The sequence below is a fragment of the Novosphingobium aromaticivorans DSM 12444 genome, assembly GCF_000013325.1.
Taxonomy (GTDB): domain Bacteria; phylum Pseudomonadota; class Alphaproteobacteria; order Sphingomonadales; family Sphingomonadaceae; genus Novosphingobium; species Novosphingobium aromaticivorans.
Genome location: NC_009426.1, coordinates 94,835 through 112,871, shown reverse-complemented (window position 1 = coordinate 112,871; position 18,037 = coordinate 94,835). Strand labels below are relative to the sequence as shown.

At 62.7% G+C, this 18,037-nt stretch carries 13 protein-coding genes and 1 pseudogene; 1 reads left to right on the top strand and 13 read right to left on the bottom strand.

The annotated features are described in order from the left end of the window. Window positions 1–6: 6 nt before the first annotated feature. The 13 genes and pseudogenes from SARO_RS17480 to SARO_RS17420 all read right to left on the bottom strand — a co-directional run bounded on the left by SARO_RS17480 (window position 7) and on the right by SARO_RS17420 (window position 17,362). Complete coding sequence (locus SARO_RS17480) at window positions 7–1,848, bottom strand: reverse transcriptase domain-containing protein (RefSeq protein ID WP_011906624.1); 1,842 nt, start codon at window positions 1,846–1,848, stop codon at window positions 7–9. A 584-nt stretch (window positions 1,849–2,432) separates the two neighbouring features. Beyond that, window positions 2,433–2,720 carry a hypothetical protein gene (locus tag SARO_RS17475; protein WP_010890914.1) on the bottom strand — a complete coding sequence of 96 codons (288 nt, stop codon included), beginning with the start codon at window positions 2,718–2,720 and terminating at the stop codon, window positions 2,433–2,435. An 11-nt stretch (window positions 2,721–2,731) separates the two neighbouring features. Further along, on the bottom strand, window positions 2,732–3,388 hold the full coding sequence (locus SARO_RS17470; RefSeq protein WP_010890913.1) for a hypothetical protein: 657 nt from the start codon (window positions 3,386–3,388) through the stop codon (window positions 2,732–2,734). A gap of 87 nt (window positions 3,389–3,475) precedes the next feature. Continuing rightward, window positions 3,476–3,688 (bottom strand): annotated as a pseudogene (locus SARO_RS17465) (zincin-like metallopeptidase domain-containing protein); the annotation flags it as partial. Between the two features lie 56 nt (window positions 3,689–3,744). Next, a complete protein-coding gene (locus SARO_RS17460; protein WP_010890911.1) occupies window positions 3,745–4,647 on the bottom strand; it encodes an ArdC family protein in 903 nt (300 codons plus the stop codon). 44 nt (window positions 4,648–4,691) lie between these two features. After that, window positions 4,692–6,917 carry an integrase gene (locus SARO_RS17455; RefSeq protein ID WP_010890910.1) on the bottom strand — a complete coding sequence of 742 codons (2,226 nt, stop codon included), beginning with the start codon at window positions 6,915–6,917 and terminating at the stop codon, window positions 4,692–4,694. Next, window positions 6,914–8,701, bottom strand: coding sequence for a hypothetical protein (locus SARO_RS17450; protein ID WP_010890909.1), 1,788 nt, complete (start codon window positions 8,699–8,701; stop codon window positions 6,914–6,916). The genes SARO_RS17455 and SARO_RS17450 overlap by 4 nt, the downstream gene beginning before the upstream one ends. After that, window positions 8,698–10,089, bottom strand: coding sequence for a tyrosine-type recombinase/integrase (locus tag SARO_RS17445; RefSeq protein ID WP_010890908.1), 1,392 nt, complete (start codon window positions 10,087–10,089; stop codon window positions 8,698–8,700). The genes SARO_RS17450 and SARO_RS17445 overlap by 4 nt, the downstream gene beginning before the upstream one ends. A gap of 154 nt (window positions 10,090–10,243) precedes the next feature. Continuing rightward, entirely contained in the window at window positions 10,244–10,636 is a 393-nt protein-coding gene (locus tag SARO_RS17440; protein ID WP_010890907.1) for a zincin-like metallopeptidase domain-containing protein, read from the bottom strand. Between the two features lie 2 nt (window positions 10,637–10,638). Further along, window positions 10,639–12,540 (bottom strand): reverse transcriptase domain-containing protein, encoded by a 1,902-nt coding sequence (locus SARO_RS17435; protein WP_010890906.1) that lies wholly within the window; start codon window positions 12,538–12,540, stop codon window positions 10,639–10,641. Window positions 12,541–13,169: 629 nt separating this feature from the next. Further along, window positions 13,170–13,553, bottom strand: a complete 384-nt coding sequence (locus SARO_RS17430) for an ArdC-like ssDNA-binding domain-containing protein (RefSeq protein ID WP_010890905.1) — start codon at window positions 13,551–13,553, stop codon at window positions 13,170–13,172. Then, window positions 13,550–15,217 (bottom strand): ATP-binding protein, encoded by a 1,668-nt coding sequence (locus tag SARO_RS17425; RefSeq protein ID WP_010890904.1) that lies wholly within the window; start codon window positions 15,215–15,217, stop codon window positions 13,550–13,552. Before SARO_RS17425 ends, SARO_RS17430 begins: the two co-directional genes overlap by 4 nt. A gap of 72 nt (window positions 15,218–15,289) precedes the next feature. Beyond that, a complete protein-coding gene (locus tag SARO_RS17420) occupies window positions 15,290–17,362 on the bottom strand; it encodes a ParB/RepB/Spo0J family partition protein (protein WP_011906625.1) in 2,073 nt (690 codons plus the stop codon). 205 nt (window positions 17,363–17,567) lie between these two features. On the opposite strand from SARO_RS17420, the gene SARO_RS17415 reads away from it, so the two are divergent. Beyond that, window positions 17,568–18,026, top strand: coding sequence for a helix-turn-helix domain-containing protein (locus SARO_RS17415; RefSeq protein WP_010890902.1), 459 nt, complete (start codon window positions 17,568–17,570; stop codon window positions 18,024–18,026). Window positions 18,027–18,037: the final 11 nt, after the last annotated feature.

Here is an 18,037-nt window from a genome sequence, read left to right as displayed (position 1 = left end):
TACCATTCATGTTCTCTGCTCCGGTAGTGGGCCACCATGGATCGCCTTGTGGCAAGGGACGCACAGAACCTTCGTCTTGCGCGCTCTGGCTATGGCTTTCCTCGTGGCTTGGTCTCTGTGCGCAACATCGGCCATTCCCCTGACATGATGAACATGGCAGGGGAGGTCGGATCGGCCGCACGCTTCGCATTGCGTGGCGTTCTGCCGGTCGACCCAATCTGTTCGCGAGCCGGAGAAGATTTGCGTCCAAGGTTGGACGTCCACCTTGTCCGGGTCTATCCGGTCACGGTTCAGATCGGTCATTTTCCAGACTTTGACTGATCGGGGCTGGCCGCCGACTTCATAGCCGGCGAGGTATTCCAGCCCTTGCCTCATGCGGGCGGCAACAACTCGCACACTGGATTTGTGCTTGCTTGCCAAGGTTTTGAACATGCTCCAGCGCTGAAGGTATTCAAGCCGGTTGAGCTTGAATTTCACATCGCGCGCCAGAGCGTAGTAGTTCGCGAACCCTCGCAGTTCGGCGTTGTAGGCAAGGACAATCTCGACATCGCTACAGCTTAGAAGGTGGTTGCGGTGTTTGGCCCTCAATCGGGACCATTCTCCGTATGCCTTCCGGGCAACAAACGCAGTGACCCTATCCCACGGAACATTGAGTTGCATGACTTCCGATGGCGGGCGCCGCTTGAAGTGCTGTGTGCCGTTCTGGCTTCGCACTGTCCATTGGCGTCCCGTGTAAGTCCGCACCTCGTATCCGAGGAATTTGGTACCATCGCTTGCTTTTCGAATTCCGCTCTTCTCCTCGGATACGGTCAAGGCCAGTACCTCGGTCAGGAAGGTCCTGACTTCGGCGAAGACCCCTCTCGCATCGTCCTTGCTGCCAATCACACCGATAAGAAAATCGTCGGCGTAACGGCAGTAGCGAAGTCGGCGAAACCCGGCGTCCATGGCGTCTCTCGACGGCAACGAACGCATCTGCTTTGATAAGGTGTTGATTTCGGCCAAGATGGCCTTCACCGTTACCTGATCAGCGTTGTCACTGGCTTCCAGTCGTTTGAGCCGTTCTCGCCGTTTGGCGATCCGGCCCGCCAGTCTCCGGTATTCCGGGTTCGTGGCGCGGGTCTTCCCTTTTTCAAAGGCCGTGATCCGACCCGCCATGAACTCATCGAGTTCGTGCAGGTAGATGTTGGCCAGGATCGGGGAGACGATCCCGCCTTGTGGTGTGCCGCTATAGGTCTGGGTGTGAGCCCTTCCCTCCATGACTCCTGCCTTCAGCATGTCGCGGATCAGGTCGATGAACCTTTCGTCATCGATCCTTTTCCGGAGCAGCTTCAGCAGAATGTCATGGTCGATGTTCTCGAAGAACCCGGCGACATCCACGTCGACAAGCCATTTGACGCCCGTCCAGACAGCCTTCACGTGCTCGAGGGCCGTATGACACGATCTTCCCGGTCGAAATCCATGCGAGGCCTTCGAGAAGACCGGCTCATAGATTCGTTCCAGCAGTTGGCGTGCCACTTCCTGGACGAGGCGGTCGTCTCGCGTGGGAATCCCCAGCGGACGCCGCTTTCCTTTGCCTTTCGGGATGAACACCCGACGCACAGGTTTTGGTTTGTAGGCTCCGGTCGCAACGCTGGCGATCAACGGAGCGAGACGGTCGGGACCGAAATCCTCGAATGTCTTGCCATCGATGCCCGGCGTCATCGCCCCCCGATTGGAGGCAATTTTCCGAAGTCCCTGCTCCCAAAGAAGCGGGGACCTCATCAAACGATGAAGCCCATTTACCCGTTTGCCCGACGCAGAGATCGTCGGAATGGCCTCCAACCGGGCCATCACAGTATCTGGTAGCATCAGCACACCCCATGATTTGCGGTTGAAGTATCGCAACTGCCGCCCTTCTCCCGGTGGTCGCCGGTTTCGGCCCGGTCGCCCGGTCCTTATGCGGTTGCACCGTCTCCCTTCCGGGAGCTGTCCCGGGCATTACCCCGGGCATTTGAATACTATGGCGGCTCCGTACCCATGCAGGTCAGCCGAAGCCGCCTGTTTAGGGCATCCCGTAGTTACGCTGAACGGAGATGCGACGCGTTTAGGTGTCCCTTTCGCCTGCTGAACCCCTGGACAAGGGGCGCACCGGACGGGTTGAGAACAAACGGCCAAGACATGAGACCGTTGCCAACGTCCGGATCTGGCGTGTCAGTCGCTTTCGCCAGCTTCGCGTACATAAAATGCTGCAGACTAGGATTTAAGCAGTTTAGCTTTCACCATGCGCGTCTTGCCCTGACCGGCATCATCCCTTTGCGACTGGGATGCATTCGGCCTTGCTCCAAGCATGCTATGGTCCCCCGTTCCTTTCGGAATTTCAGACCTTTTGGGTCCGAGGTAAGCTTGGCGGGCAGAGGTATCTCAACTCACCTCATCATCTTTGATACTCCGTTTCAGCGCCGCAACGGCGCACTGTCTTTGTAGCCAAAGTTCTCGCCGCTGCGCGCGCCAGGGTTCCATTTGACCAGGCAGATGATCGCGAAGGTCTCCTTTGGACCTTCGGCGTCGTAGCTCTGGCAGGCGGCGTAATAGGCACCGGACCGGACCGTCGATTTGAGCACCCGCAGGCCGGTCTCGCGGCCTTTGTCCAGATCGGGCGGATAGGTGCATTGGTTGTCGAGATAGGCCTTCGGCGTGGCGAAAGGCGACATCCCGCCGCGTGACATGAACAGCCATCCCATGAGGTTTTCTCCTAGAGCAGCGCCTGGCTGCGTGGGTTGATGGAAAGGCCGGTCTCGCGGACGACCAGCGCGCGGAAGCTATGCGGAGCGGCAAGGACGGCGATGTCGCAGAAGTGATTGCGGTCGCCGAGGTAGTCCTGACGGCCCTTGCAGCGGCGGAACATGACTTCGCGGCCGGGCCGGATGCAGGGGATCGAGACCTGAACGTAGATCTCGTCACCATGAAGGGTGATCTCGCCGGAGACGGCGGGCCCGGCGAAATTGCTGCGCAGGTCGTACTGGTCCGGGTCGAGGCCCAGATGGCGGGCAGCGACCCGGAGCGCGGAGCGGGCCTCGCGGTGGAAGGCGCGCTTGGCTTCGGGGTCATAGCCGATCCCGCGCCGGGCGAGCGCGACCATTGCCGGCTTGGACTTCAATTCATCGATCTTGGCGATGCACTGGCGGCGAAGGGCCGTGTCCTCAGTGAACGTCTGATCGGGAGCATGACCAAGCGCGAGGCGGCCAACGTGGCGGGCGAGCAGGATGGTGGCCGGATCGGTCGCGGGATCGATACCGGCGTTGCGGGCGTCCTGCATGGCATCGACCACGGCCTGGGTCGCGGTCGGGATGGTCGCGAGCCCGTCGGGCTGCAACGCGCGGCGATAGCGGAAGTCGAGATCGTAGTTCATGGGCGTAGTCTCCATCGCGCCCCATGGCGCGCCGGGTCCTCACCCCCTCCCCTTCCCGCTCGCCGCGCGAGAGGCCCCAGATCACCGTCAGGCCGCCTCCTTGAGCTCGCCTGTCAGGGCCGGATCGAACTGGCGCAGCCATTTGACCGCCTGCTCAGCTTTGGCTGCGGCATGGAGGATCGCGGTCTTGTCTCCGCGCAGGATCTTCATCCAGTGATGGATGTACGAAGCGTGGCTGTCGTGGAGTTCGTTGGGCAGGCCGTATTCGGCGCACAGCGTTGCCTGGCAAAGTGAGGCGACATATCCTGACAGTCCAGCCCTAATCTGACTTCCACCGCCAATTTTCCGGACGCACGTCATGCCGCCAGCTCCTCGGGCTGAGGTTGCTGGGCGTGCATCCAGTCGGCTGCGGCCTGTGCCTTGCTTGCGGCGGTGAAGATGGCGCGAGGGTCGTCCTTCAGCACGCGCAACCACGATGCCACGTATGCGGCATGATCGGCGCGCGGATGGTGGGCGATCCCGAGGTCGGCGAGCACAAACGAAGCTGTCAGTTCGGCGCAGATCTCCTCAATCGCCAGACTGTCGCGCTTGAACCTCTCGGCAAAATTGCGGTCGAGCCTGTGCTTTGCGCCCGTAGCGTGGCCGGCTTCGTGCAGAAGGGTGCCCATCTGCGCCGTTGCATCCCGAAACGCGGAAAAGGTTGGCATGAAGATGTGATCGAGATCGATCCGGTAGTGCGCATCGTAGGCGCCTTCGGTGATCGGAATCTTCAGAGCCGCCACGAATGCCTCGGCATGTTCGAACCGCTCGCTCTCGGTCAATACCGCGACAGGAGCGGGCTCATAGCCCTCGACCTGTGCGAGGTTGAACACGGTGAAGGCCCGGGCGAACATGCGGCCGGGGCCGGCTTCGCCGTCGTCATGATCATCAACGGCGCGCGATGCAGCCTGCTTCCAGAACACGACGGTGGTTCCGCGCTCACCCTTGCGGACTTGTGCACCAAGAGCTGCCCACTGGCGATAGGTCCCCCAAAGACCACTGGAATAGCTGCTGGCTTCAGCGGCAATCCAAAGCGCCAGCACATTGACACCGCGATAGCGGCGGCGGGAGGTGACGTTCTGCGGCCTGGTCGTGGCAGCGCCATCATGGTGCCAAGGCATGCGCCAGTCGTCGGCGCCTGCTTCGATGGCAGAGACAATCTCGGTGGTGATGCGCGAATAGACGTCGGCTCGCGGCGTCACAGGGTGGGATCGGGACATGGCGGGTCTCCACGACGGGCGGAGGGAAACTCTCTTCCGCACCTTCAGCCCGTCACCCGAAAACCGGCCTCCTCTCCCTCTCCTGCCACACCGGTCCTAGGTGTGGCGGCACTGGGCGCGATCTGTTCGAGGACACGCTCAATCCTTGCCACCTCGGCCTGAAGCGTTACCCGCTGCGGTTCTGGAAGCCGCTTCTCGCGCAGCAACAGCCGCGCCTCGTCAGCTCCGCGCTGCCAGGCCGGGCGATGCCGTTCGGCAATACAGGCATTGGGGCAGCGGACCGGCTCGCACATGGCGATCATTGGGCCGGTCGCACCCGGTTCCGAAATGCGGTTGAGGCACAGGGCAGTTGCCGGATCAAAGAAGCAATCGGCCAGCGGGCCGACATGCAATGTCCGCGCGAGACTGCCGAGCATCGTCCGTAGGCGTGGCCGGTCGGCAATCATGGCGGGTAGCGGCGCCAACTCGTGGGCGGCAGTATCGAGTGCGGCTCCGATCCTGTTCGCGGCAGGTCCGCCAAGGCGCGCACCACCTTGCCGATCGTCGAAGTAGACGAGGATATCGTCGATCTGGCCAAGCGCGCGCTGGGCTTCGATCTCTCCCCGAAATCCGGACCGGCTGCTGCCGGCATAGCCTTCGAACGCCGCAACGCTGGCGTGCTTGTACTGGATCATGCCGGCAATCGTTCCAAAGGGCCGGTTGGCGATGTGCCAGGCAATGGTCCGGCGAAACTGGCGTGTGGTCAGACGCCAGGGCGCGCCATTGGGGCCGGCAGGAATGATCGGTGCCTGCGCCGTTCCGAACCGGTCGTTGAGATGATCGCGAAATCGGTTGAGTTGCCGGACGATCTCCGCAGAAACATGCGTCTTGGTGTTTACCCGAAGCGCGAGGACCGGCCACAAAGTCGTTGTCCCGCGCGCTAGGCTCGCCCGCGCGGAAAGCCGTTCGAGGACGGCGATGGCTTCGGCAACTGGTGCGATCGTGACCCACTCGGTCTCCTCGCCGCCTCCGCGCTTGCCCTTGTAAGCGGTGGACTTGATGCGATGCCGCAAGATCGCACCGTCTTCTGATCTGGTGACGGACAGGCATCCCCGCTTCATCGCCTGGATCTCGCTGTCCCGCATGCCTGAGAGATAGGCACAAACGACGTAGGCTGCCGACTGCAGCATGACCTCTTCGAGAGCCAGGACCTTGGCATCGAAGCGGGTGCGCCAGGGCAGGCCAGTATCGGGATCGGCCGAAATGGGCGTATCCATCCCGCCGACCTCGGTGCCGAGTTCTGCGATGACGGCGGCAATGAGGTCCGGCGCGCCGGTGGTGAGGCCAAGGTGCATGGCAGGTTCGGCCTGCGCATCGATGCCGGCATGGAGGTGGATCAGGTGGTAGTTGATCGGCGGCGTGACTTCGCTGCTTTGCAGATCTGTCCGCGTTGTGCCGTTGTGTGGGGTGGTCCAGATCGGAATCCCGCGCCGTTGTCGCCGCAAGGCGGCAATATAGGTGTTGAGGCGTTGGCGTTGCCGCGACCGTCGATCCGCATGATCAAGACCCGCCTCAGCGGCAACCAGACGGTCGCGCGTTGCTTCGAGGCGATCGAGTTCCGCCCGCGCGGCGAGGATGTCATCTGCATAGCAGGTCACGTAGCGCAGCGACCAGGCGAGCAGCGGGGTGATGATCGCTTCCGGAATGCGCGGCGTCCGGTTCTCTCCGGCGATATGCTTTGCTCCCGCCACCGAAAACGGGCTGCGGCCGGGCCATGGCTCAAAGGATAGGCGTGCGGTCGTCAGATGGTGGCGCAACTCGTGCAGGTCGAAGATCACGCGCAGCCGGGTAGCGACTGCAGCCGGACGCAGCCCGGCAAGGCGCAAAGAGCGGGCGTACCGATCGGCCAAAGGCTGATCGACCCGGCCGAGATCGAAACGACCCAGCTCTGCCTTCACGAAGTCGAAAAAGCGCAAGGTCCGGTTGGCCTCGCCGCGCACCCCCGCCGGCTCAAGCCGTGAACGGTGGCCGGGTAGATCGACATTGAGACGCGCATGAAGAATCTGGCGCAGGGCATCGGCGATGGATGGGTCGTCGATACCGTCAAAATGTACCGTGATATGGCAGCGCCGGGCGTTGTCGCGAAACACGCCGGGAGCCAGATCCCAGACCGGATCGCCGTATCGCGAGATATGCGCGCGATCGAAGCCGGTGCGCAGCGGTGCGGACAGGAGCACCGGGAGGGCATTACGTTCATCGCCGCCCTCCGCCAGAAGCTGAAGAGCCGTCATGCGCGGGCCTCGGGCGGCAGATAGACCGTGGGAGGTTCGGCCGCGACCTGCACCCGGGCCCTTGCCACAACGTCGTCGCCGAAGGCAGGCAGGATCTGCTGAACAATCCGGTCACGGGCATGGCCGAACTTGGCTGCCCAGTCGGCCGCGCTCAGGCCGGCTCGCTGATCATCGACGAAGGAGAGGAACGCGAGGATGGCGGGCAGCTTGCGCGCGGTGATGACCGCGTTGCGGCAATCGAGGCAACCCCAGAAGGGTGTGGGGCACGCGGTACCGGCAGATGCAAAGGGACTGGAATAGAAGTTGCCGCAGCTGGCAAGCCAGACGTCCTGTTCGCCGTCGAGAAGTGCGCGCGAGACGCCTTCATCATCCGGCGCGGGGCTCGCCAACGCGCCGCGCAGACGCTCCTCGTCGGGAGGAGGAAGGATCCTCGGGCCGGTCAGCGCTTCTTCGAGGGCGTCCGCCACGGCCTGCTCATGCAGCGGTCTGAGTGCCGGAATATCGGCGTAGTGTCGTGCCGCGATCTCGACGGTATGACCAACAGCGAAGCGGGCCATGTGCCCTTCGGTCTTGAGGTACCACAGGGCCTTGTGGGTCTTGCGTAGCTGCGAAAGGCGCAGGAGTAGCGGTCGACCGGCGTCATCGACAATGCCGTGACGCAGCGTCCACGCGTCGATCGTCGTGCGCGGATGGCGGATACCAGCAGTGATCTCGTTGGTCTGATAATAGACCCAAAGGTTGTCGCTGGAATTATGCACCCTGGCCTTGGCGGAGAGTGCGATAATCCGCCGGATCAGGCCGCCCGGTGTCGATGAGCCGCCATCACGGACCCGGATGGTCTTGTGCTCGGCACCGTGGGCGCGAAGCTTGGTGTAGGCGACATCGACGGTGCCGCCCGAAGCGTTGCGCAAACAATCGATGGTGAGCGACTTGCAGCACTCCAGCTCAAGCCCCGTCTCCAGCGAGAGCAGAACGAGAAGCGGCACGACGTCGCGTGCAGTAAGGTAGTGGGCAGCATGGAGGCCCAGGTTGAACCTTGCGCCGCTCAGTTCGCGAATCCACCGCAGCTTATACAGACTCTGACATGCGGGATCACGGTGGTGCAGCACGCCGCGCGCTTCGATGGCAGCGTGGGCTTGGCGGTAAGCGCCTTCTATCTCCGGCACCTCATCGAAACGCGACCCCGACCGCAAGCGCGCCTCGATCGCAACAAGATCGGCGCGTGCCGCATCGCGGAGTTGGCGAGCGACATACGGACTGTAGGCATCGCGTGGACGGGGGCGAACGTGGGGGTGCGAGCTGATGTAGCGCAGCCGTTCCCGCAAGCCAGGATCGACAAGCTCCGGACCATCGGCCGCAATGCGGCGAAGGACGGAGACGACCTTGGCGACATAGGTCGGCGCGTGCACGCGCGACTTGCCCTTCGCGGCGAGCCACCTCTCGAACCCGTCGATATGGTCGGCGCGAAGGTCTGCCGGGCCGTTGATCCGGTCGCCTGTCCCGGCAAGATAGGCAAAGAAGCTCGGCAACTGTGTGACGTATGTCTTGATCGACGAACGCACCATGATGGGGCCACGCGGAGCGACCAGCATGAACAGGCCCCGTGCAAAGGCGAGAGCCAGGCCACGGGGCCGCAAGCTGGTGAAATCCACGAGCAACTCGCCGCCGTATGGCGGATCGATCAAGAAGCGCAGCGTGCTGATCTGCGACCATGGATCGGCCTCGGGCGCAGTCGCGGCGGCCTCGAAACTGACCTTGCGCCCTTTGCGTGGAGCAGCGGTCATGATGGAAGATAGCCCGGTACGAGTGCCAACAGTTCTTCGACCGCCGCATCGATGGTATCGGCACGCGTGGCGAGGTGATCGAGATAGATCGAGGTCGTGGCGAGGCTTGAATGGCCGAGCAGTCGCTGGACTTGCTGAAGCGGATCGCCGACCAACTGGCGATAACCTTCCATAGCGCCCACCGGTGCCGCCGCCTCGGCAAGGCGGCGCTGGATCAGCATGGCCAGCATGTGGACCGCGAACGAATGCCTGAGCTGATGGGGGCTGACCCGGACGGGGATGCCGGCATCCATGGAGCGGCGGCTCGCCCGCGCGAAGATCGCTTCCCACGAGTTGGGAAGCACCGGATGCCCGACCTCGGTCAGCCAGAGCACCGCTGCTTCGCAGGGCGTGCCATCGTCAGCGCAAATAACAAGCCTTGCGCGTTCATCCGGTGTGACGACCTCCATATCCATCGTGCCACCGCCAACCAGCTGCAATGCGCGCAGCCCGAATGAGGGGCGGTGTATGAAGATCGGGCGGTCGATGGCTTCCCAGCCACGGCGCCTTGCGAACTTGGCGACGGCTGCGGCTCGCTCCACGGCAATATAGGCGTCAAACATCGGCAACAAACGGCGCGGCAGCAATATGCCACGCCCCCTGTCCCCCTTGGTGAGTGCCGCCGGAAGTTCGACCCGCCGCTGCCGTTCCGCGCGGGCGCCGCCAACCGGAATCTCGGCGGCGAGCAGAAAGGATGCCTCTTCGAGGCGCAGGCCGGTGGTGACCAGCAGATCGGCGAACAGCGCATTGCGCGCGCCATTGCGGTCACGTGCTCCAGGACGCTCGGTTCCCTCTACGGTCAGGCCGCGCAGGCCGACCTCGCGGAAGGCGCGGTAATCGGTGAGATCGATGAAGCGAACATCGGACCGACGGGCCGCGCGTTCATAGGCGTCGTTGCGGCCCGTGACGGCCGCTCGACGCCCTCCGTGCGAACTTCGCCAGACCTGACGGTGGGTAAATGGTGTGCGCTCGATCAGGCCTTCCCGCTCGGCCCATCGATAAAGCTTGTCGAGCGAGGCAATCGCCCGGTTCCATGTCGACGCCGAAACCCGGAACTCAGCGTCACTACGCCGACGTGCCCGATGATACGCACCGACATCATCGGTATCGGCTTGCCAGACAGACTTGCCGCGCGCGGAGGCGAGGAAGCGAACCCAGACCAGGACATCATAACCGTGGGCGCGCAGCGAATGGCGCGAACGCGCCCCGTTCAACGGCAGATCGAGGAAGTAGCGGTCGAGGTCTGGATCGTAGATCTCTCCACCTCGCAGGATTACCGGGATGTAGGAGTCCAGGCCATCCGCCGCCCGGCGTTCCTGAATGACGATCAGCGTCTCTGAAGTATCCACAGCTTGCCAGTCCCTCCCCCGGACCCCCTCCCGAATCCAGATCGCGCACGTTGCGCGTCTGCGGGACGGTGGCCATCAGGCCGGACTACGCCAGCTTATGGATAGCGCTTCATCCGGCCTGATGACCCCCTGCGTTGTGCCAAGAACATACCATTCAATGGTGCGTCAGGCACGGTGCAGACTGTCCAGATAATGCCACGATCTCTTCGAAGGCATAGGCATCGTCGCCGAAGCGCTTGCCGAACTGGCGGTTGAGCCGCTTGGCAGCGCCGGTGGCGTGGCCAAGCTCATGGCAACGGGTCGAGAAGTAGGCCTCGATCGAGTGGAACGCGGAAGGGTTAGGCAGGGTGACCGTATCGGTCCCCGGCGAATAGTGCGCGCTATCGCCGCCATGGACGACGCGGATCGGGATCGCATCGAGAAAATCGCGCACTCCGACCGACAGCTCGCCGATCGCGGTCGGATCGGGAGGCTCTGGGTAGTAGTGCGCCGGCAGCCCATCGATCTGCGACGGTAGGGTAGGCCCGCAATGTCTCGGAGAGAACATCGCTAGGCCCCCCTCCGAACCGAACGTGCACCTTTCAGCGCATTCGGCTCTCCACGACTGCGTGCTGTCCGCCGTTGGCGGTCGGTCGGCTGTCCGGCATGGACATCGTTGTGGCAGCGGGAGCACAAGACCATGCGTTTACGCTGACGGGCGGCCGCCATATGGCGACTGAACCCGGCATGCTGCAATTCGCCGATCCTGCGGACGTGATGAACCTCACAAGGTTGGTCATTGCTACCGCAACGCTCGCATTCGCGGGCGTTGAGCCGCTCGACCAGCTCTGTCCTGCTGAACACGAACTTTGCTGAGGAAGGGATATCGATCCCGCCCCAGGTGCGCGTGTGTCGCTGGAGGTCCTTCAACTGCCACAGTTTTATTGTCCGGGTGGTGTCTCCCACCTCGTAGCTGATATAGAAGTCCGTACCGCGACGCAGTTTGGCGAAGACTCTGCGAGCCGATGTCCTGTGCTTTCCGGCGATGGTTTTCACGCATGAGAGCAAGGCGAAGTAACCTGCCTTGTTCAGCTTGCGTTTCACGTCGTCAGCAATGGCATAATAGTTCGCAAAGCCGCGCCATTCGGCGTTATAGGCTAGGACGATTTCCACATCGCTTGCGAAGCGCAAGGCCGCCCTCCCAACAGGTCTGAAGCTGTCGTAGTCGCCCCATTCCTTTGAGTTGACGAACCGCACGACGCGGTCCCTTGGCACCAGAAGTTTCATCCGGTCGGCCAAGCCTCGCCGCACTGCCGGACGACCATCGAAGATCGCCTTGTGCGGATTGGGATTGGTCATGGTCCGGACTTCGTATCCGAGGAACCGTGCCCCATCCGAAGCCTTGTGGATTCCGCTTTTCTCGGCGGACACGGCCAACTTCAGGTGATCGGACAGGTAGGTCCTGACCTCCTCCATGATTTGTCGTGCTTCCGATTTGCTACCAGTGACGCCGATGATGAAGTCGTCGGCGTATCGGCAGTAGCGCAGTCTCCTGTAGTTCGGATCAAAGGCGTCGCTGGCCGGAACGGCAAGCCGTTCCGCCTTGAGCCGACCGATCTCTTCCAAGAAGGAAGTGACTCTGGGATCGTCGCCGCGCCCTTTGGCGCGAAGTTGATCCACTGTGCGGCGGACATAGGACAGGCGGTTCCTGATGCGCCGGGCATCAGGGGATGGTGATCGCTGCTTCCCTTTGTCGAAGCCAGCCATCTTGGCCTGCATGAACATATCCAGTTCATGCAGGTAGATGTTCGCCAGCATCGGGGAGACGACCCCGCCTTGGGGCGTTCCGCTGTAGGTCTTGTGAAAGACCCAGTCTTCGACATACCCGGCCTTGAGTAGACCCCGGATGAGCCGCACGAAGCGACGATCCGCAATCCGTTTTTCGAGCAGGGATACGAGGACATCATGATCGATGTTGTCGAAGAACCCGACAACATCGACGTCGATCAGCCATTTCACCCCGGTCCAGATGGCGCGGATCGATTCCAACGCCGTGTGGCATGAACGTTTCGGGCGGAACCCATGAGAGTGTCTGGAAAACAGCGGCTCATAGATTTGCTCGAGGATCGTCCGCACCACTTCCTGGACCAACTTGTCTTCCGTGGTCGGCACGCCAAGTGGCCGTTTCTGGCCATTGGCTTTCGGGATATACACCCGTCTTGCCGGTTGAGGTCGATAGGTCCCGTTCGCAAGCCGTTCGATGATGGACCTGACCTTGTCGGGCGAGAAGCCGTCGAATGTCTGACCATCAACTCCGGGCGTCATCGCCCCTTTATTCGGGGCGATCCGCTGGTAGGCATGCTCCCAGAGGAGCGGGCTTTTCAGCAGGCGATAGAGGCCATTGACCTTCCGACCCGACCTGATGACGGTCGGGAGTGATCTGACGGCCCTCTCAATGGTATCTGGCAGCATTAGCACACCTCCTTTTGAGGTCGTCTGATCGCAGTCGCTGCCGCCCTTCCCCCGGTCGGTTAGGCTTTCGCCCGGGTCACCCCGAGCTTATACTGCCGACCGTCCGCCGATTGCTCGGCGGCTGTCCCGGCCATTACACCGGGCATTTGAGTAATATGGCGGCTCCGTGCCCATACAGGTCGCTGGTCTTCCCAGCGCCTGCTTCAGGGCATCCCGTAATTACGGAAATTGGAGATACGACGTGGTTAGGTGCCCCGTTCGTTCACTTACCCCTCCCTATAGAGGGTGCGTCAGAGAGGCTGGCGCGCTCGCGGAAGTCCCGCTCGCTGTGGAGGAACTCAACGCCCTTTCCTCCGTCTCTCCGATATGCCGCGTCAACCATTCTGCGACATCGCCACGTTATCAGCCGCTGCAAACTGGGGTTCAGGCAGTATAGCTTTCACCATACACGTCTTGCCCTGATCCCTCGCGCCTCAAATGGCTTTGGCGTTTCGGGACCTTTTCTGAACATGCTATTGTTCCCCGTCCCTTTCGGGATCGCAGCCATTTCTGGCCGAGGTTAGTCCAGTGGGCATGATCTATAGCCAGCAAGATCAACTATCCATGATAGCACTCCTTAATTTCCGCCGTTACGGCGCACCGTTGAAGACGTGGTTCCACTTCATGAACCGGATCGTCTTCTCGGTGGCCTCACCGGTCAGGCGATCGGTGTCGGTTTTGCGCGCCGAGGCATAGAACACGCTAAACGAGCCCCTCTCGCCCTTGCGGACATGCGCCCCGAGTTCGGCTGCCTGCCGAAACGTCATCCAATAGGGACTTGTGAACCCGCGGCTCTCGGCGACGGCCCAAAGGAAGAAGGTGTTGATCCCCGTGTAGGAAAGTCCGTTATGGCGCAGCGGCCGCGTGGTGGTCGCAGACCAAGGCTTGAGCCACGGCGCGGTACCGGCGGCGATCTTCTCAAGGATCAGGTCGGTGATGACCTGGGCGACATCGGGTTTGGGGTGACGAGTCATTGGTTGGCGCCCTCCCCCGCGACGACAAGGGTGAGGTCATTGCCGCTGCTCGACCAGGTCAGCTGCAGCTTGCGGCCATGCGGGATGCGCCAGGCAACACGGTCGGCGAAGGCCATGCGGATGCCAGCGAGAATGGCGGCGTCATCGCCTTCAAGGATGGCATGGGCCCGCACGGCAGCGTCGTGGCGAAAGCGGGTCTCCTGGGTGTCGTAGCTGTCGGCATCGGAATCGTCCGAAGGCGAGAACACCGCATCGATGATGAGGTCGGTGAGATCGTTCGGATCGAGTTCCGAGCCCCGGGTAACTGCAATCACCGCGCAGTCGGGATCGCCCCAGGAATCGTCGCCCTCCTGGATGACGAAGTCGGTCTCGACGTCGAGGCGGTTGCCGTGCTGATCGGTCAGTTCGATCCGGATAGCGTCCGGCCTCTGGGTCAGGGCATCGGGCTCACTCGCGGCCGCCTGATCGCCGTCGTGCGTGAGGCACTCGCCAGTGCGGATGAAGCAGGACAGGGCGTCATACCACGGATAGCCGATGAAATTGGTGATCGGCTCATGGAACGCACGGGGGTCGGGTCCGCCGAGCTTGTGTGGTTCCCCGCCATTCGAGCGCCGGAGCGCGCGGCCGAACGTCACGGAATCATAGGAGTCCGTGTCATCGTAGATGGTCGCGCCCGGCTCGAGATCGGCGAAGGCCGGGACCTGGCGATAGTCTTCGCGGGCGGTGGACGGCGACCAGAGCGGCAGTTGCCGCGCCGCTTGAGGGAAATCGTCGGAGTAGAACCGTGCCTCGAGCCAGTCCTCAAAACTCAGCCTGTGCAGCGGCTCGGCGTAGATGACCGAGAAGATCGCACGGCGGCACAGCGCGACGAGATGGTCGAGCGCGGTATTGCGGTAGATCTCCTTGCGGGCGGGCAGGACGAGAACAAGGTCCGGGGCATCGACGATATCGACCTGGACGCTCCACTGGGTGTGGTGGACTTCCTTGATCACCGGGAACGCGTGCTTGAGCGTCACCCCGTGGAAATTGAGCGTCGCGACGTGCGGCGAATGCCGGTCGCGGAACACCCCGATCCGGAAGCCATCGCGCTCGATGATCTTGTAGGCATCGGCGAGGAAGTCGGCGCGGGCGATATCCTTGCCGTTGTAAGTGACCGGCAGGGGGAAGAACCGCGCCGCTGCCTCAACGGTCCGCTCGAGCTTGCCATCCGGTCCGGGCGGAAAGTGGAACGCGATTGCCGTGCCGCGCGGACCATCCCACGGCAGCACATCAATGTCGGCCTCGCCGGTCCAGGCATCACCTGCGATCGCCAGCCAGAACGAGCCAGCAGCACTGGTGGAACTGACCACCGTGTCAAGCCCGGCGAGGCTGAAGAAGCCCATGCCGGCAGGGTCCTCACGTGACCGGCATTCACCGGGCCAATCGGATTGGCCGAGCGAGACGAGATCGATGGGATCAGCAATACCTGCGCCGTCGTCATCGACGGTGATCAGGCAGGCATCGTCCAGGTGCTCGGCCGTCACCGCGACGCGTGTGGCGCCGGCGCGCCGGGCGTTCTGGAAGAGTTCGGCGAAGATGTCGTCGAGGGTCCCGTTGAAGATACGGGTCACCTTGGTGATCGCTTGCGGTGAAACCCGGGCGCGCAATTTGGTCAGCGTGGTCATTAGGCATGTCCTGTATGCGGGAGACGTGCAGCCGCAGGCGCATCGGCCTGCGGCTGCTTCGTGGGGGCTGGATCAGGCGTCGACAGGCTCGGCCGCTTCGGCGTCCTGATCTTCGCTGGCCTCCAGTTCATCGCCCTCGCCTTCCGGCGCGGGTTCGCCCCCAGCTTCGATCGGCGCCTGCTCGTCGTCGGTCTCGCTGGGAGAGATGGCGCGGAACCGCATCGCTTCGGGTACCCAGGCGAGTGCAGCTTCCTTGACCTCGGGCGCGACGATGGTCTCGCCGGCGAACAGTTTCTCGCACGACGCCGAGAGGTCGCCCTTCTTCGAGCCCATGAAGCTCGCCGCCATGGTTGGACCGCCGACTTCGCTGACATGGGCGAGCAGCGTCTGCTTGCTGACGCGGTCGAAGTAGTTGGCCGAGGTCGGCCGCCAATGGCTGGCGACATTGATCCCCATCAGCGTCGCAAGGTGATCGTGGAGGTCGATCGGTTCGGGACCGGACTGGCCGACTTTCTTGTCGATGCCCAAGCTCGCTTCGAGTGTCTTGGCCATGCACCAGGCAAGCCAGCTCGCCTTGGCATCATCGTCGAGCGCACTGAACGCGGCGAACCTGTCGACCGTGCGGCGGTGCTCGGTCCAGGAAAGATCGAGCGTCTCGCGCATGTCGGCCATCAGCGTGTGCGCCGGGCTCTCAGGATAGTTGGTGAGATAGAGCGAGGGCGACGGGGCGCGCAGTGTCGTACCGAGAGCCTGGGCGCTGTAGAGTGCGCGAGAATCCGCGATCGCGAAGATCAGGTAGTCGAGCGCGATCGCCGGGTTGGAGGCGAGGTTGATCGCGAGGATGTCGCGGCGCTGGACGGCGAGTTCCTCGACCAGCTTCTGCGACAACGGCTTGGGTGCCGAGGCGGCGCCTGCGCCCTCCCCTGCCCCGCTGTCTGCGCCGCCCTGCGTATCTGCACCGCCGCGCGCCTTGCGCTTCTCAAGCGGCTTGTCGCTGTAGAGGCCGCTGGCCACGGTCGGTTCGCCGTCGGCGCCGATGATGACGAAGCAGCCGACATTGGCCTTCATCTCCTCGGGGATCACCGGCGGTTTGTCGTGGAGCGCATCGTAGGCATTGGTTGCGGCGTCCCAGCGGGCCTGGAATTCGGCGGCAGCCGCTTCATCGTCCTCGTCGACGCCGTCGCTTTCCGCTTCCAGCGCGGAGATCGTCTCCATGAGGCGGTCGGCTTCGGCCTGTTCCTCGTCAGAAAGCGGTGCGGGTTCGAGGTGGACCTGGTGGAGGTCTTCGGTTGCGCCATAGGTCACGCGGGTCTCGAGGATCGGCCGCACCCAGGCGTAACCCGAGGTTTCGGCGATCTGGGTCGCGAAGGCCTGCAGCTTCTCGCCCGCGATGCGCTGGGCAATCTCGGCATCGATCCAGGTCTCGCCGCCATCCTCGGTGAAGAGGTCGCGCTCGATCTTGCCGCCGGCGGCGAGGTAATCTGCTTCGCTTGCGAGCTTCGCCATCGGCGAGGACGAGCGGATCGCGCTGTGGGTGATCATCCGGCGGATGGAATCTGCCTGGTTGCCCTGCCAGGAGTTCGAGAGCTCGTTCCACACCAGCATCTGGCGTTCGTGGTTGGGGGTCGTTGCGTAGGCCTTGGCGACATCCAGGGTGATCTTGCCTTCCTCGAGTGCGGCGAAGATCGGATCAGCGAGGTCGGCGAGGCGCAGGCGGCCTTCGATGAACCGGCGGGTGCGGCCAAACCGCTTGGCAATCGCGTCGAGGTCGCTGCCCTCATTGACGAAGTGCTTGTAGGCCCGGATTTCATCGGTCGGGGTCATGTCGAGCCGGATGACGTTCTCGATCAGCGAGAGTTCGGACTGCTCGGCGGCATCGATGTCGAGCACGCGGCAGGCGACGGGGTGATCCTTGGCGAGCTTGCCCGCCTCGAGGAGAAAGTTCAGTGCTCGCAGGCGGCGACCACCGGCGGTCACATCAAACATGCCCCGCTTCTTGGCTGGCGCCACGATCAAGTTCTGAAGGAGGCCCTTGGCCTCGATGTTGGCGGCGAGTTCCTCGATGAAGAGGTTGCTGTCATTCTTGCGGACGTTGGCCTCGGACAAGCGTAGCTTGCCAAGCGGGATCATCTCGATGTCGTTCATGGGGGGTGCTCCTGAAAGCTGGATTGACCGAGCCCTTCGGCTCACCCCTTCCAGCCCCCCTCCCCTCGACATTTCAGGAACGGCCCCGGGACTTCAGGCCCATGGTTTACGGCGATATGCCAGAGCTGCGGAACCCGGAGCGGAGAATTTGGTTGCGTTTATTGCGAATATTCGATAGTGAATATGGCCATCACGGAGAGAGCCAATGACCCTGCCAGCCAACGCCTTGCCCTTTGGCAACAGGCTGCCCTCGGCCGATGACCGACAGATCGCCAACCAGCTTCGCCGAATTCTTGCCGCCCAGAAGGCCGGCGAGGCGAAGCTGCGCGTGCCCGATCCGAAAACCAGAAAACCCGTTGAAATCGCCCTCACACCGGCGATGTCGGATCTGTTCCTGGAATTGCTGCGTCACATTGGCAGCGGCGATGCCGTCACGCTCGTTCCGATTCAGCAGATGCTGACCACACAGCAAGCGGCGGACCTGCTCAATATTTCGCGGCCCTACCTCATCAAGCTGATCGAAAAGGGCGATATCCCCCATAGCATGGTTGGTAGGCATCGTCGCCTCAAGGCAGAGGATGTGTTCGCCTACAAGGCTAAGCGTGATGAAACGCGCGCCAAGGCTATGGACGATCTGCTTTCGGGCGACGCGGACCTTTATTGATCTCCGGCCGC

Coding starts and splice junctions, on each gene's coding strand:
- SARO_RS17480 (WP_011906624.1), bottom strand. CDS start 1,848: ATGCTACCAGATACTGTGATGGCCCGGTTGGAGGCCATTCCGACGATC.
- SARO_RS17475 (WP_010890914.1), bottom strand. CDS start 2,720: ATGGGATGGCTGTTCATGTCACGCGGCGGGATGTCGCCTTTCGCCACG.
- SARO_RS17470 (WP_010890913.1), bottom strand. CDS start 3,388: ATGAACTACGATCTCGACTTCCGCTATCGCCGCGCGTTGCAGCCCGAC.
- SARO_RS17460 (WP_010890911.1), bottom strand. CDS start 4,647: ATGTCCCGATCCCACCCTGTGACGCCGCGAGCCGACGTCTATTCGCGC.
- SARO_RS17455 (WP_010890910.1), bottom strand. CDS start 6,917: ATGACGGCTCTTCAGCTTCTGGCGGAGGGCGGCGATGAACGTAATGCC.
- SARO_RS17450 (WP_010890909.1), bottom strand. CDS start 8,701: ATGACCGCTGCTCCACGCAAAGGGCGCAAGGTCAGTTTCGAGGCCGCC.
- SARO_RS17440 (WP_010890907.1), bottom strand. CDS start 10,636: ATGTTCTCTCCGAGACATTGCGGGCCTACCCTACCGTCGCAGATCGAT.
- SARO_RS17435 (WP_010890906.1), bottom strand. CDS start 12,540: ATGCTGCCAGATACCATTGAGAGGGCCGTCAGATCACTCCCGACCGTC.
- SARO_RS17430 (WP_010890905.1), bottom strand. CDS start 13,553: ATGACTCGTCACCCCAAACCCGATGTCGCCCAGGTCATCACCGACCTG.
- SARO_RS17425 (WP_010890904.1), bottom strand. CDS start 15,217: ATGACCACGCTGACCAAATTGCGCGCCCGGGTTTCACCGCAAGCGATC.
- SARO_RS17420 (WP_011906625.1), bottom strand. CDS start 17,362: ATGAACGACATCGAGATGATCCCGCTTGGCAAGCTACGCTTGTCCGAG.
- SARO_RS17415 (WP_010890902.1), top strand. CDS start 17,568: ATGACCCTGCCAGCCAACGCCTTGCCCTTTGGCAACAGGCTGCCCTCG.